The sequence below is a fragment of the Blautia pseudococcoides genome (assembly GCF_001689125.2).
Taxonomy (GTDB): domain Bacteria; phylum Bacillota; class Clostridia; order Lachnospirales; family Lachnospiraceae; genus Blautia; species Blautia pseudococcoides.
The window spans coordinates 2863422-2878730 of record NZ_CP015405.2; the positions used below are offsets into that span (position 1 = coordinate 2863422).

Annotated in this window: 15 protein-coding genes and 1 pseudogene; 2 read left to right on the plus strand and 14 right to left on the minus strand. The window is 45.8% G+C overall.

Translation table 11 applies throughout. From position 1 onward, the window contains the following. Positions 1–87 precede the first annotated feature (87 nt). Positions 88–2238 (minus strand): family 78 glycoside hydrolase catalytic domain, encoded by a 2151-nt coding sequence (locus A4V09_RS13690; RefSeq protein ID WP_065542846.1) that lies wholly within the window; start codon positions 2236–2238, stop codon positions 88–90. Between the two features lie 359 nt (positions 2239–2597). Here A4V09_RS13690 and A4V09_RS24495 point away from each other — a divergent pair, with 359 nt between their 5' ends. Further along, a complete protein-coding gene (locus A4V09_RS24495) occupies positions 2598–2855 on the plus strand; it encodes a hypothetical protein (RefSeq protein ID WP_065542847.1) in 258 nt (85 codons plus the stop codon). A gap of 241 nt (positions 2856–3096) precedes the next feature. Here A4V09_RS24495 and A4V09_RS25415 read toward each other — a convergent pair whose 3' ends face one another. The 3 genes from A4V09_RS25415 to A4V09_RS13710 all read right to left on the minus strand — a co-directional run bounded on the left by A4V09_RS25415 (position 3097) and on the right by A4V09_RS13710 (position 3956). Further along, entirely contained in the window at positions 3097–3330 is a 234-nt protein-coding gene (locus tag A4V09_RS25415; protein ID WP_242963835.1) for a winged helix-turn-helix domain-containing protein, read from the minus strand. 69 nt (positions 3331–3399) lie between these two features. Continuing rightward, the gene (locus A4V09_RS13705) at positions 3400–3612 is read right to left on the minus strand and encodes a helix-turn-helix transcriptional regulator (protein WP_065542848.1); all 213 of its coding nucleotides are present in this window, start codon (positions 3610–3612) and stop codon (positions 3400–3402) included. An 11-nt stretch (positions 3613–3623) separates the two neighbouring features. Then, positions 3624–3956, minus strand: a complete 333-nt coding sequence (locus A4V09_RS13710; RefSeq protein WP_065542849.1) for a DUF6442 family protein — start codon at positions 3954–3956, stop codon at positions 3624–3626. 523 nt (positions 3957–4479) lie between these two features. On the opposite strand from A4V09_RS13710, the pseudogene A4V09_RS13715 reads away from it, so the two are divergent. Continuing rightward, a pseudogene (locus A4V09_RS13715) lies at positions 4480–4917 on the plus strand (site-specific integrase); the annotation flags it as partial. 235 nt (positions 4918–5152) lie between these two features. Here A4V09_RS13715 and A4V09_RS13720 read toward each other — a convergent pair. From A4V09_RS13720 to rho, 10 genes are all read right to left on the minus strand, one after another. Next, positions 5153–6187, minus strand: a complete 1035-nt coding sequence (locus A4V09_RS13720; protein ID WP_065542850.1) for a tetratricopeptide repeat protein — start codon at positions 6185–6187, stop codon at positions 5153–5155. A gap of 19 nt (positions 6188–6206) precedes the next feature. After that, on the minus strand, positions 6207–7553 hold the full coding sequence (gene glmM, locus A4V09_RS13725) for a phosphoglucosamine mutase (RefSeq protein WP_065542851.1): 1347 nt from the start codon (positions 7551–7553) through the stop codon (positions 6207–6209). Positions 7554–7673: 120 nt separating this feature from the next. Then, on the minus strand, positions 7674–8594 hold the full coding sequence (locus A4V09_RS13730) for a nucleotidyltransferase family protein (RefSeq protein ID WP_065542852.1): 921 nt from the start codon (positions 8592–8594) through the stop codon (positions 7674–7676). Between the two features lie 681 nt (positions 8595–9275). Further along, entirely contained in the window at positions 9276–9686 is a 411-nt protein-coding gene (locus A4V09_RS13735) for a class II fructose-bisphosphate aldolase (protein ID WP_242963836.1), read from the minus strand. Next, the gene (locus tag A4V09_RS13740; RefSeq protein WP_065542854.1) at positions 9656–10036 is read right to left on the minus strand and encodes a sensor histidine kinase; all 381 of its coding nucleotides are present in this window, start codon (positions 10034–10036) and stop codon (positions 9656–9658) included. The genes A4V09_RS13735 and A4V09_RS13740 overlap by 31 nt, the downstream gene beginning before the upstream one ends. 165 nt (positions 10037–10201) lie before the next feature. Then, positions 10202–11275, minus strand: a complete 1074-nt coding sequence (prfA, locus tag A4V09_RS13745; RefSeq protein ID WP_065542855.1) for a peptide chain release factor 1 — start codon at positions 11273–11275, stop codon at positions 10202–10204. Next, complete coding sequence (gene prmC / locus A4V09_RS13750) at positions 11268–12134, minus strand: peptide chain release factor N(5)-glutamine methyltransferase (protein ID WP_065542856.1); 867 nt, start codon at positions 12132–12134, stop codon at positions 11268–11270. The genes prfA and prmC overlap by 8 nt, the downstream gene beginning before the upstream one ends. Then, positions 12121–13167, minus strand: coding sequence for a DUF1385 domain-containing protein (locus A4V09_RS13755; RefSeq protein WP_065542857.1), 1047 nt, complete (start codon positions 13165–13167; stop codon positions 12121–12123). The genes prmC and A4V09_RS13755 overlap by 14 nt, the downstream gene beginning before the upstream one ends. Positions 13168–13284: 117 nt before the next feature. Beyond that, positions 13285–13488, minus strand: a complete 204-nt coding sequence (gene rpmE, locus A4V09_RS13760) for a 50S ribosomal protein L31 (protein WP_065542858.1) — start codon at positions 13486–13488, stop codon at positions 13285–13287. 104 nt (positions 13489–13592) lie between these two features. After that, positions 13593–15095 carry a transcription termination factor Rho gene (gene rho, locus A4V09_RS13765; protein ID WP_065542859.1) on the minus strand — a complete coding sequence of 501 codons (1503 nt, stop codon included), beginning with the start codon at positions 15093–15095 and terminating at the stop codon, positions 13593–13595. Positions 15096–15309: the final 214 nt, after the last annotated feature.

The window sequence follows — 15309 nt, forward strand, 5'->3', positions numbered from 1 at the left end:
TGGTAAATAGTTGGGCCTTCTGTTAAAATAATAAGAACCCGCGGGATAAGGGAAATACTTTTACGAATAAAGGAGGGTATACAATATTCAAAATAACTGAACAATAAAAGGCCTGTCATCCCCTTCTTCCTTTACTACCTGATAACAATTCCCACCATATGGCACCGTAAGATGGAACTGTCCCACAGAATCCGGAATATGAGGCTCGAACCTATATCCTTTCTCCTCACCGGGGTCCGGATGGATCCCTGCCAGTTCTTCTATCACAATACTGACAGGCGCAGTCGCCCAGGGATGACATAAGCTGGTATTCCATTTCTGAGCTTTCCCCCATGCCTCAAAACAGGTGGTAGCTCCCTCCCGCAGCATGTTGACCCAGCCGTGATCCCCCTCATTGGTCAAAAGCCTGTACACCCCTTCATAGTGCCCGGCTCCTGCCAGGGCTTTCAGAAGGAAATAACTGGGCATAACGCCGCAGCAGAAGCCCTTCTCCTCCAAAAAAAACGCCACATGATCCACGGCCTCATCCGGGACAAGGCCAAAGTACAGTGCATATAAATTGGAATGGAGGGAGCAGTGTGTACTTTTCACACTGTCTGCAAACCGTTTTTTATCCGGTCTGTAAAAAGTGTTCACATAACAAGCCTTTATTCTGCTGAACGAATATGTAACCGGCAGCCCAAGGATCGTCTCTATCTCTGTCAGCGTCTTTACTGCGCCTGCATACAAGGCATTGATGACGTTGTGACAGCCTTTTGCCACAACAGGACGGCTCAGGTTAAAATCATAATCATCCCGCAGGTTTTCCGGCCAGTCAACCAGATTCCATTTGTCCCACACCTGATTTAAAAGACCTTTCTCATCCTGAAATCCGGCAAAATAGCTGACAATACCTTTGGCGGTATCATAATATCTCCTCAAAAAGCCTTTATCTCCTGTGAATTCATAATCTGTCATCAAAAGCTGTGACCAAAGCAGGGAAAAGTCTGCGATCTCCTGCATAAAGGCACCCGGAGCCACAGCCAAAAGACCCGGACAAACACTTTTCGTAAGAGCAAACTGGTCTATACATTTTCTCAGCATATCCGTCTTCCCGGTAAGCCACACCTGGGAACGGGATGTAATCACTGCGTCTCCCAGGTACTGCCCCTTCTCCCTTGTCGGGCAGTCCAGATATGCCTCCTGGGTGCTGCATTTCACTGTATTTCTGCATATGTCAAAAATACCTGCCAGCTTCTCATCTGTAGTCCTTAATCTGCACAGAGAGTCATCCATGGGATAGTGGCGCACCAGTACAGAAACATGCAAGATCTTTACCCCGCCGCCAAAATGGATTTCTGCGTACCGGAATCCTTTGTAATCATATGGCTCCAGCTCACATATATTTCCGTCCAGGGTCCATTTCTCCCGGTAACAGCAGCCACACCGCATAGCATAACGGACACTGCCGTCCTCATTTTTTTCCTCCCCGCAGAGGACCTCCACCACTGCTCCCGACGGGCCAAGCGCTTTGATCCGCAGGCTGCCCGTGATCTCCCGGCCCAGATCCACAAACCAGCATCCCTCTTCTTTTTCCACTGTCTTCGGCGCTCTCTCATACACGGCCAGCATTTTAGTGGGCTGTTTTATCAACTTATAATCTGCCCACCCGGCTTTCACCATAGGTTCCCACAAAGTATCGTCGAAATCTGTCTGATTCCAGCCCTGCTCCCAGCAGCGGCTGTCAAAATCCTCCAAAAACTGTGTCTCATATCCAATCGTTTTCCCTGTATAGGCTCCTGAGATCTGATACCGCCATGTGAGAGGTATCCGTTCCACGGCCTCTGCAATCTCTGCAGTTACCTGTGAAGCCAGGGCAAAGCGCCCGTCCCCGCTGTTCCAGACACGATTCACAAGTCCCTGGTAATACAGATGTACAGCAAGTACATTTTTCCCGGGGTGCAGATATCCGGTAATGTCTATTTCATTATAATAATATTGTTCCGGCCACGCCGGGGCAGGCCCCTGTCCCGCATAGATGCCGTTTATCCAAAGCTTGTAATGATCATCCGCGGATATACGGAGGATATACCTGCGCTTATCCCCCGGAGGTTCCATCTCCGCACGTGCAAGAACATGCAGATTCTTTGCCGGGTACTCCCTGAGGATTCTGGGTTTTTGTTCCTTGTGATAAGGGTTTTCCGGTTTTACATGGGCAAACAGCGGGATCGTCAGCCAGTCCGGTTCAAATTTTGTCATATGTCTCACTCCTGTTGATACACAAAAAAGGGGTTCCAAATCTATCTACTCTGCTATATCTTAATGCATTCCCAATTTTAAGTACATGTAACTTTTTTTGAATATATGTACTATTACTCTTTAGGCGGACAGAAAAAAGCCCGGTAACCCTGACGTACAAGGCATTTTACCGGACTTCATTTCTACAAAACTGCTTTTTTTAAAGACAAATACGCAGGTAGATCGTACCGTCATAATGGTTGCTGCCGCCAGGAGAATAAAGGCAAGACAATGGAAGCCCCGCTCTCCCTGATTTCCGCTTTCCCTGTGATATGTGTCTTATCCCCTCTCTCAATGGAGGGAATTTTTTCATAGGTTCCATGGAAAAATCACCTGCATCTGCTCTGCCACTCTGTCCGGCACTATCAGAAGATAATAACTGCCGTTCCGCTTCTTTTCCCACATTTAACACATTAGAAAAAATCACATCCGCTTTAGGTGTGACACCCAATGAGTTATTGTCCGGGGAATGGAAGAACATTTCCCATATGGAACAGGAGATTTTGAAGTTTCTGGAATGTGAGGAACGATTAAATGTGGAGCTTGCACACGGACAGTATGACAATTACATAGGATAATAAAATCCTCAAGTGAAAATGTCAAATACGCTATGATTAAAAGCATAGGTTAGATATAAAAAGCGTAGGTTATATGTAACTCACTGAATAGTGATACATAACCTACGCTTATTCTTCGTTGAATTTATAACCGACACCCCAGACGGTCAGAACATATTGCGGACAATCTGGGAAAGGCTCAATCTTTTTTTCTTAACTTTCGTTTAAATGAAGTCTTATTTTTAGTATTTGATATATAATTTTAGCCCCAGATATTTTCATAAAGTTGGTCTTTCGTAAATACCTGCCCCTTATGGCAAAAGAGGAAATACAGCAGGTCAAATTCTTTTGCTGTCAAAGATACGGTTTCCCCTTTTTCACTGATAAAGGTTCTTGTAAAAGGGGCAATCTGAAATCCAGTTACTTGTTGCTCAATGAAAGCTGGAGAACTGGAAAGTTTAGCAGATAGCCACTCAACAGTTTCTTGAAAAATCAATTCTTCGCTTTCTGCAAATTCAACGATTATAATTCTCCCCTGCTACCACCTTCTATAATTTCAAGTTGGCTACTCAAAATAAAATAATTCCTCAAATTTTTTATCAAGCGCTATACACAAAATCAACGCCAACTTAGCAGTAGGATTGAATTGTCCTGTTTCGATAGAACTAATAGTGTTGCGAGATACACCAACCATTTCTGCTAATACAGATTGAGAAAATTTCTTTTCAGTTCTTGCTTCTTTTAAACGATTTTTGAATCTTAATTTTTCATTTTTCATAACACCGCTACCTATAATAATGTACAAATGAATTTATACATGTATATCGTAAAGACAATCAAAGATCCTATGCCTATTAGCAAATGTTTATTTTCGTGCATTTTTCTATAGAGAGAAAAATATACAACCATCATATATCCCCACAATATTGCCACAGTATCATAAAATGGTATTACTTTCTCAAGACCTTTAATATCAGACATCACCACTTTAATTACAAAGATTATAATACAAATAGATGCCATTGCGATAGTACCTTGCATCGTTGCTTTTTGATTTATTGCATTTTCAAACTCCTTATTTTTTTCTTGCTTTGCCTTGTTTAAAATATCTTCTTTTTCCATAAGATATACCCCTCTCTTTGCCAAGTTTTCTTTTCATCTATAATATATCATTGCAAAGTTTTATTGTCAATATATTTTGCAAAGTTTTATTGTCATTTTTGTAGTGTGCAACTCCAAATTGGAAATGCACACTTTGATTTATCTTACAATCTTCCAGTTACTATCCTTATGAAGTGTCAATTCAAACTGTGAAATCTGTGTCGCCTTTTGATATCAGAGATAGTGTCAGCACGCGCCCTCTTTATCCTCTTGATTACCCAGCACAGGAAATAAAAAGTCCTGTCAAGAACCTGCCACCAAAGGTTGGGACACTGGACAAACTTTCTCTATCCCCGTCCACATGTCTGTTAAGTATAATTTCTCCCTCAATGGGATTCCACTCATAAGGATTGATATTTCTATGTCCTTCAATGGTTTCTCCGAACAGGTCAAGGCTGTAGACGCACAAAACCGGTGCGGAGAAAGGAGCGATTATTTATAGCAAAACAACAATTTTTAACCATTAAGATTGACTACATCAGAACGGAATAAGGAAGTTGGCTATTACATTGAAACGCCAAAGACCAAAAGCGGAGTGCGTCAAGTGCCAATGAGTGAGGAACCCTGCCAGACGCTTCAAAAGGTGGTGGCAGAGAGAAAGAACGTACAGCCCATAGTGATAGACGGTTACCGTGATTTTATCTTTCTCAATCAAAAAGGCTATCCCATGACAGGGGCTTACTATACCTCAACTTTTGGAAATCTTGTCAAGAAGTACAACAAGAGCCATGAGGACGCATTACCGAACATTACGCCGCATATCCTGCGCCACACGTTCTGTACCCGTTTAGCGAATAAAAACATGAACCCTAAGAGCTTGCAGTACATCATGGGTCATTCCAACATCAATATCACGCTGAACCTGTACGCCCATGCGTCACTGGACGGTGTAAAGGCTGAAATGGTAAATCTGATACCGTAAGGAATTTACCACTTATTTACCACTTTCTAAGGCAAAACATGAAAATTTATGAGAAGAAACGTGAAGTATCTACCGATAGTAAAAATGCCCGTAAAGCCCATAGAATAAGGCTTTGCGGACATATAAGAATTTATGAAAAGATAATCAAAAACTTATTTTTCGTTTCTAATGAAAGATAAAAGAACAGAGTATTATGCCATACTCTGTTCTGATATATGGGAAATACGGCGTTTCTTTACCTTGTCTCCAGAAAATAATTTTCTTTCACTGCTCTCTCATCTGTAGGATAGGCCTCCAGATATGCGGTGATTTTTTCTTTTGCAGACGCATAGTCCATCTTCTTTTCATAGGCCACGATTTCATTGAACAGAAGTGCCTGTTTCTCTTCCTGGTCCCCTGTATCCAGTCCCTTCTGGATGTTGGAGAGGGCACTGTCATAGTCCCCGTCCAGGATATCGCAGTAAGCCATACCATTGTAAGCTTTTGCCTGCAATGACTGTTCACTCAGGCTCTCTTTATAATTGGCCCGGGCATTGGCCGTATCGCCCTGTTCCGCGTATACCTTACCCAGATAAATGGATGCTTCCTTATATCCGTCGTTGTAGGCGGTGGTCAGCTCTTTCTTGGCCTCATCGTACTCCTCCAGATAATAGTAAACACGCCCTCTGTCGTAGTGGTCCTTCTCATCATCGGCCTCCATATCCAGAGCCATCTCCAGATAGGACTCCCCGTCAGCCTTCATGTCACACTCTTCGTACACACGGTAGATTTCCAGATAGTCATTGTACTCTTTGGAATCTGCAGCCGCTTTCCCAAAATCAGATGCCGCTTTGTCATACTGGTCCAGATGAAGCCAGGCAGTTCCCCTGAGAAAATATCCCTCTTTACTGTTCTTTATATCCAGCATCTGGTCGCAGGTAGCTGCACTTCCCTCAAAGTCCCCTCTTTGGTACTGCACTACAGCCAGATATGCCAGAATATCGGCTCTCATGGCCTTCTTGGAGTCAACGGCCAGGTCCCTGGCTTTTTCCAGGGCCTGCTGTGCCTCCTGGTATTTTCCCATTTTCAGATAGGCAATGCCCTCTCCCCTGAGCGCTTCCATCTCAAAGTCATCCTCGGCGATGGCCAGCTCAAAGTTTTCGATGGCACTTTGATAATTTTTCCCCTCTAAATCTTCCGCGCCCAGTTCATAATAGCTGGGTGTCTCTTTTCCGCATCCTGCCATAAGACAGAGGATGCATCCTGTCAGAACAATAAATTTTCCCTTCACAAATATATTCCCCGTTCGTCTACTGTACAATCAGATTCTCAGACCTCATGACAGCAATCACTTTATCTACATTTTCTTCACAGATTTCATTGGAAGCCGCTTCCACCATGACGCGGATAACAGGCTCTGTACCGCTTTCACGCACCAGGATTCTTCCGTCATCACTCAGGACTTTTTCCACCTCTGCAATGGCTTTCACCACTTCAGCATTCTCTCTGGCTTCCTTCTTATCATATACCCGCACATTTTTCAGTACCTGCGGATAAATCTTCACTTCTTTTGTCAGCACACTGAGGGGCTGTTTTTTCTCAATGATGACTTCCATCAGTTTCAGGGAAGTCAGAATGCCGTCACCTGTGGTGGCGTGTTTTGAGAAGATAATGTGGCCGGACTGCTCGCCTCCGATGGAGTGGCCGTTTGCCATCATGTTCTCGCAGACATATTTGTCCCCCACGGCTGTCTTCTCGTATGCAATGCCTTCTCTTTCACAGGCTTTGTAAAGACCCAGGTTGGACATAATGGTGGTGACAATGGTGTTGTTGTTTAACTTACCCTGTTCCTGCATGTATTTTCCGCACACATACATGATCAGGTCGCCGTTCACCTCGTCACCGTTCTCATCCACTGCAATACAGCGGTCAGCATCTCCGTCATAGGCAAAGCCCACATCCAGATGGTTTTCCCTGACAAAATTTTTCAGTTCCTCAATATGTGTGGAACCGCAGTTTGTATTGATGTTGGTTCCATCCGGATCATTGTGTATCACATAAGTCTTGGCGCCCAGCGCGTCAAATACGCTCTTTGCAATGGCAGACGCACTGCCGTTTGAGCAGTCAAGGCCCACTCTTTTATTCTTAAAGGCACGTGTCGGAATGGAGATGAGATATCCGATATAACGGTTTCTTCCTGCGGAAAAGTCTACGGTACGGCCGATATCCTCTCGCTTTGCCAACGGCAGCTCCGGTACTTTTCCGTCAATGTAAGCTTCGATCTGCTCCTCGACGGATGCCTCCATCTTCTGTCCATTGCCGTTGATAATCTTAATTCCATTGTCATAGAACGGATTGTGGCTGGCAGAAATCATAATACCACAGTCAAAGTTTTCTGTACGCACAACGTAGGAAACGCTGGGTGTTGTGGTCACATGAAGAAGATATACATCCGCTCCTGACGCGGTCAGGCCTGCAACCAGTGAATATTCAAACATATAGCTGCTTCTTCTGGTATCCTTGCCGATCACGATCTGAGCCTTGTGCTCCTGTCCGAAATACCAGCCCAGGAAACGTCCTACTTTAAATGCGTGCTCTACTGTCAGATTTACATTAGCTTCCCCGCGGAAACCGTCTGTTCCAAAATATTTTCCCATAACTGACTCCTTATACAAATATCCAATTTCTTTGTCTTTTCGTTACCGTATTATAAAATATCATATTTTGTGTGATTTGTCACTGTTATTGTGGAATCTGTTTTTCGTCACCGTAACCGCCTATGCGTATAAACCCTTTTTGTATACACCCTGCTCTACCAGACTGGCAAAGGCTTCCATTACTTTTTCTTTATCTTCCTGATATGTAACGCCGAACCAGGTGTCATGTGTCTTGAGAACAGCCACGTCCGCTTTCTTCTCCTTGATAAGCTTATCCACGATGATGGGAAGCAGATATTCTTTCTTCAGATCCTCCGGGCCGCATTCCTTTAAAAATTCCACAAATCCCTCTTCCAGTGTCTTTAAAAACGCAGGTGTCAGTCCCCACATATTCATGGATACCAGGTTCTTGGGGTCCAGCATACGCAGGCCATTGTCCTCAGTCTCCACGGCCGGGCCCTTTGGTGTCTTCTTAATATTATATGTCTCCGCAATCCCCACCAGATTCTTATTCTCATCCAGAGAGCAGATACCCCTGGTCACGGAACCGTTGTCGCTCAGGGTGTTCTCCAGAATAAATCCAGCCATGCAGATGTCCAGCTTACCTGTATCCTCATGCTCTTCCACCAGATAGTCGTGAATTTTCACATAGGCCTCTTTGCCATAGTAATCGTCTGCGTTGATGACGATAAACGGCTCTTCCAGCACTTCTTTTGCTGCCAGGATCGCCTGTCCGGTTCCCCACGGCTTTGTGCGCTCCTTGGGGCAGGTGAATCCTTCCGGAAGATCCTGTAGATCCTGAAATACATATTCCACCTCTGCCACCTTCTCGATCCTGTTTCCGATCACTTCACGGAACTCTTCCTCTATGTCTTTTCTGATGATAAATACTATCTTGTTAAACCCTGCTTCCAATGCATCATGAATGGAATAATCCATGATGATCTCACCGCTTGGTCCCACTTTTGCCAGTTGTTTGATTCCCTTTCCAAAGCGGCTGCCAATTCCGGCTGCCATGATTAGCAGTGCTGTTTTTTTCATGTTTTTATCTCCCGTTCCTCATTCATAGATTCTATATGTTACCTGCCTGTCCGCCTGTAATCCAGACGGCAGAATACCAATTATCACTTTTACCATAGAATACCGTAACTGTTCAGTACCCCCACAGTTACCCTTTGGCGATGGGATTTTAGCCTGACTGCTGAATAGTTACCAAAATACTTACTTCCATAATATATTACAATTTACCGGGAAATGCAATCTTTAGTTCCCCGTATTAAATGCTTGTTTCAGTATAGCACGGAGCGCTTTGTATGTCCATAAATAGGACAGAGAAATCAATATCACTTATTCATCCCAGTGTCCGTGCAAGTGCCTAGAATGCGTCCCGCTGCCTTATTCACGTCTTTCGCACGCGATTCATACTGCTGGATAGTGTGCCGTATAATCTCCGGGGAACCATGCTATAGGATCAATTTGCTCATCGAACCACCTCCATACTTCTGTAGAGTTATGTTTTATTCTACTTCTACAGACCTGACAGATATCCCACGATGGCGTCGGTAAACAGAAATGGAAAAAAAACCATGGTTTCGACTAAGATCAGTCTGCACCATCGGTTTTCTTCGTTTAGGCCAGCTTCGGGATCATAACAAACTATCAGCAGAGGACTATTGAGTGCCGCCGCCCCATATCAGGCCTTATCTTGTGCCATGCTTCGTGTCATGCCTTATGGTCACTGCCCAGCACATTTACTATTTTTTGCGCCACAAGGTCTTTGACATTGGCTCCACCAGCTTTCAGGTATTCCCTGGAATCAAAGGCGGAGGGCTTCTGTGCAAGTACCTGGCGGACGCCGGCTGTCATGGCCAGGCGCAGGTCCAAATCCTTGTTTATTTTGCACACTGGGGATTTTGCCGCGCGGCGGAGCATATCTTCCGGGATTCCTATGGCATCAGCCAGTACGCCTCCGTTTTCCTGAATGATTTTTACATACTCCTGGGAGACGCTGGACGCGCGAGAGCGGCATTTGTCGTTACTAATCCCATGATAAAATTCTCCTTCTCCTATTTTCTGACAGGTTCCGTTTTTTATGGCGTCTGTCACTTTCCTGGCATAGACGGGATAATCCACCGCCTCCCTGCCCTCACAAGCTGGGCCTGTTTTGCATTCAGTTTTTCTCTATTGACCTCGTTTACAAGTATATGTATGCGGCTGATCAGCTTATTGTACGCAGCTCCAAGCCGAATAAACTCATCAATTCTTCCGATTTTAATCTCTTCCTTAAAGTTCTGGTCTTCCGCACGTCCCATGATCTCATTCAGGTTCTGAAGTTCACGCGTAACACCACGGGAAAACCGACTGTATATGTAAGAGGCAATGATGATCACGAAACATGTGACAAGTATCACAATCAAAAAATTGATCCACTGACTGCTCAGGACAGCACTCACCATACCTACACACAGATAGTTCCAGTCCATGTGGGGCATCCGCCCTCTATACATACAATATAAACTGATTATAACAGATGTAAAAACAAAAAAGAATAGTCGAACTCTGGGATAAATAAAATCCCCTGTATTAACTGATCACAGTTAATATGGGGGATTTTGTAACAGCTCAACGGCTGTTATTCTGTTTTCCTGTTATTTATCATTCATTTTCGTCAATTTAGCCGCCTGGTCTGCAGCCGTAAGATTATCTATGATCTCTTCCAGATCACCGTTCAGCACACCGTCCAGACGATGCAGGGTCAGCTTGATCCTGTGGTCCGTCACACGTCCCTGGGGGAAGTTATAGGTTCTGATCTTCTCAGACCGGTCCCCGGTACCTACCTGGCTTCTTCTAGCCTCTGCTTCCTCGTCGTGGCGCTTCTCCAGTTCCATCTCGTACAGTCTGGAACGCAGCACTTTCAGCGCCTTGTCCTTGTTCTTGAGCTGTGACTTTTCATCCTGGCAGGAAATAACGATCCCCGTGGGGATATGGGTCAGACGCACGGCGGAGTCTGTGGTGTTGACACACTGTCCGCCGTTTCCGGATGCACGGAATACGTCAAACTTGCAGTCATTCATATCCAGGTGGAAATCAATCTCCTCCGCTTCCGGCATGATCGCCACAGTGATGGTAGAGGTATGGATACGTCCGCCGCTCTCTGTCTCCGGCACACGCTGCACCCGGTGTACACCGCTTTCATACTTCAGCCTGGAGTAGGCGCCTTTGCCGTTGATCATAAACGTAACCTCTTTGAAACCGCCGATACCGTTCTCATTGAGGCTCATCATATCTGTCTTCCAGTTCTGGGATTCCGCGAATTTTACATACATGCGGTAGATTTCCGCGGCAAAGAGCGCGGCCTCATCCCCGCCGGCTCCGGCTCTGATCTCCACAATAACGTTCTTCTCATCATTGGGGTCTTTTGGCAGAAGCAGGATCTTCAGCTCCCGCTCCAGCTCCTCAATGCGCTTCTTGGAATCTGAAAGCTCTTCCTTGAGCATCTCGCGCATCTCCGGGTCTGTTTCCTCATCCAGCATCATAAGACTGTCTTCCACTGTCTGTTTACAATTTTTATGTTCCCGATATGCATCCGCAATGGGCTGCAGGTCGCTCTGTTCCTTCATCAGCTTCTGGAAGCGCGCCGTGTCATTCGCCACTGTTGGTTCATTTAACTCATTTAAGATCTCCTCCAGGCGAATCAAAATATCATCTAACTTATCAAACATGGTGTTCCTCCTGTTTCTTTCTTCCCAGCACCACCCTGTCAAGGCCTGCCAGGTCTTTCACTACTCTGGTCTCTTCATATCCGGCATTTTCCAGCATAAGGCGAACCGGACCGCCCTGATCATATCCGATCTCAAAAGCCAGGACTCCTCCCGGCATCAGATATTCCCCTGCCTCACGGGAAATCCTTCTGTAAAAATACAAGCCATCCTCTGTCCCGTCAAGGGCCATTCTCGGCTCATGGTCCTTCACTTCCTCCGTCAGGCTGTCTATAACATGACTCTCTATATAAGGCGGATTGGACACGATAATATCATACATCCCACTGATTTCTGAAAACAGATCGCTTATTTTCCATACAGCCGGAATATCCAGTTCCCTGCTGTTTCTCCCTGCCACGGCAAGGGCTTCTTCGGACAGATCCGCCCCCGTCCCTTCCGCCTCTTTCAGAACGGACAAAAGAGCCAGCAAAATGCAGCCGCTGCCTGTGCACATATCCAGAATCCTGAATCTGCCGTCTGCCTGCATCTTCCCGGCTTCGAGGAGCACCTCCTCAACCAGAACCTCCGTATCCTGCCGTGGGATCAGCACATGTCTGTCCACATAAAATTTCAGTCCGTAAAACCAGGCCTCGTGAGTGATATGCTGGAGAGGGATATGCTGTGCCCTTCTCTGTATCATCTCCCTGTACCTCGCGGCCTGGTCTTTCGGCATTTCTTCCGTCTCCCTCAGAAAATAGGAAGCCCGGGTCATACCTGTCACATATTCCATCAAAAGCCATGCATCCGTCCTGCTGTCCGCAATCCCTGCCTTCTCCAGTGTCTTTTGTCCTTCCAGATGGACTTCCCTATGCGTCTGCATAACAGCTCTCTCCTGTTTCACATCTGTGTGAGGCGGCCATCCGGCTATTTTCCGCCTGTTCTATTTCCTCACGGGCATCCGGAAAATTCTCCAGAAGATATACTTTCCAGTCGAAAACAGCCTCCACTGCCGCAATGGCAACCTCTGCCATATCCGGTGTGGGTTCTTTTGTGGTCAGCTTCTGCATAGCCATACCGGGCTTTGAGAGAGCGCATACTATCGGATTCTCGCTTCTTCCCGCCAGACGGATGATCTCATAGGAAATACCTGCGATAACCGGCACCAGCAGGATACGGATCACCACCCGCAGCCACATGGTATGTACCGGCACAACAGCAAAAAATCCCAGGAAAAATATAATACTCACAACAATAACAAAGAACAAAAAACTGGTTCCGCAGCGTTTGTGGAGCCGGGAGCTATCCATGACATTTTCCACGGTCAGAGCTTTTCCCTGTTCCACGCAGTTGATGCACTTGTGCTCCGCCCCATGGTACATGAACACTCTCTGGATATCCTCCATCTTGGAGATCAAAAGCAGGTATCCCAAAAAGAGCAGGATTCTCACAAGCGCCTCCGCCAGGGTCACCCCGGTCTCGGTTGCCCCCACTTTATGAAGCAGGCTGGCGATGAGATACGGCAGTACCATGAACAGGCCAACCGAAAGGATCACAGAAAATATCACGGTTCCTGTCATCAGGATATTTTCCATCTTCTTCTGCTTGGCGTCGTATTTTTCACGGTCCTCCCGGTTCAGGGCTTCCCTCTTTTTGATCTCCTCCTCTTCCTCCTCAAAGAAAGTGGCGGAATACATGAGACATTTTGTGCCCACCACCAGGGAATCAATAAAATTAAACACACCTCTGATAATAGGAAGAGAAAGGATTTTTTTGTTCTTGATAAAACTCTTGTAGTCTTCTATCTTAACTTCAATCTCTTGATCCGGCTTTCGGACAGCAATAGAATACTGGTCCTGATGACGCATCATGATGCCTTCCATGACTGCCTGTCCGCCGATGTTGGATGATTTCATCTATACCTCCATAAAATCCAAATCCCAAAGGCAGCTCTGTTTTTACCAAAGCAGAAAAACTGCCTGGGAGATACAATAAGAGGCTGAAGTCCTAAAACCTCAGCCTCTCCCGTTTTTTTATTTGTCCATGCCGTATTTTTTGTTGAACTTATCAATACGTCCACGAGCCTGTGCAGCTTTCTGCTGTCCTGTATAGAAAGGATGACATTTAGAGCAAACTTCTACGTGGAGTTCTTTCTTTGTAGAACCTGTTTTAAATGTATTTCCACAGTTGCATACTACTGTACATTCCTGGTAGTTTGGATGGAGTCCTTCTTTCATCTTTTTCACCTCTTCTATCGTTTGTTATTTATCTTTATTTTGCGTTTTACAAATTCAAACAGCTTTTAAATTATAGCATATGATTTTTATAAATGCAAGTATAATTATAGAAATCGTCGTTTTTTCACTGTTTGTACAAATTCGCTGTTATTGCGTGTATGAGCGAACATATTCAGGATATTTTCCAGCGCGTCATCCGCCTTCATACTGTTCAGGGCTTTGCGCATAATATCCACTGCCTCCTGCTCGTCTCTTGTAAGCAAAAGGTCTTCTCTTCTGGTGCCTGACTTGGCAATGTCAATGGCCGGGAACACACGCTTCTCCTGAAGTCTTCTGTCCAGGATCAGCTCCATGTTACCGGTTCCCTTGAATTCCTCGTAGACCACATCATCCATCTTGCTCCCGGTATCCACCAGGGCTGTGGCCAGGATGGTAAGGCTTCCGCCCTCTCTCATGTTTCTGGCAGCACCAAAGAAACGCTTGGGCATGTGCAGGGCTGCCGGGTCAAGACCACCGGACAGGGTACGGCCGCTGGGCGGAACTGTCAGGTTGTAAGCTCTTGCCAGTCTTGTGATGCTGTCTATGAATATGGTAACATCTTTTTTATGCTCAACCAGACGTTTGGCACGCTCAATGGTCATTTCGGAGACTCTCTTGTGATGCTCCGGCAGCTCGTCAAAGGTGGAATAGATGATCTCCACATTTGGCCCCTGAATTGCTTCTCTGATATCTGTTACCTCCTCAGGACGCTCATCAATCAGCAGGATGATCAAATGCATCTTGGGGCTGTTCTTCAGAATGGATTTGGCTGCATCTTTTAAGAGGGTTGTCTTACCGGCTTTCGGCGGAGATACGATCATTCCCCTCTGTCCCTTGCCGATTGGGCTTACCAGATCCACAATACGCATGGCCAGGCTTCCGCCCGGACGCTCCAGGTGCAGTCTCTCATTGGGGAAAATAGGGGTCATATCTTCAAAGTTCAGTCTGCGCATCTCATTGGGCTTGATTCCGTTAATGGAGGTCACATACAGAAGAGCTGAAAATTTTTCGTTCTGGCTCTTTACTCTTGTATTACCCCGCAGGATATCCCCGGTCTTCAGATTAAATCTGCGAATCTGCGACGGGGACACATAGACATCGTTCTCCCCCGGCAGATAATTCTCGCTTCGGATAAATCCATAACCATCCGGCAGGACCTCCAAAATCCCGCTGACACTGATACCGCTGTCCAGATCAGACTGCTCCATAGGAGGACGCTCTGTGCGGCTCTCCTGCCTGGGCTCCTGACGGCTGAATGTGCGGCTTTCCTGGTGTTCCTCCTGGCGGACGAATGTTCTGTTCTCCTGACGGTCCCGGCTTTCCTGACTGTCTTCCTGGCGGACGGATGACTGGCGGTCCTCTGTCCTGCCCGCTCTCATTTCATTTCTTGACTCCTGACCGTTCTCCTGGGATGTGGTGCTATCCTTCATCTGGCGTTCCTTATCATCTTCCTGCACCATACGCTCCACCAATTCACTTTTTTTCAGGGTGGAAATCCCTCTCATACCTCTGGCTTTTGCTATTTCTTTTAATGCCCCTAAAGACAGGGACTCATATTTTTCTCTCATTTAATAATCCTTTCTTCAAAAATAATGGTAAATGGATAATTGTCTGATTCGACTTGAATAGATCTATGAATGTTTGTAAATGCGCAGACCTACTGAATAGTTACGAATGTCTCTACTTCTTTTTTATCCTATCATACTTTCTGGAAAAAAGCAAAAGAATAATATGCAATTTATGTTTTTTTTCTTCTGCTGCCTTATTGCCATCTGCTCTCAC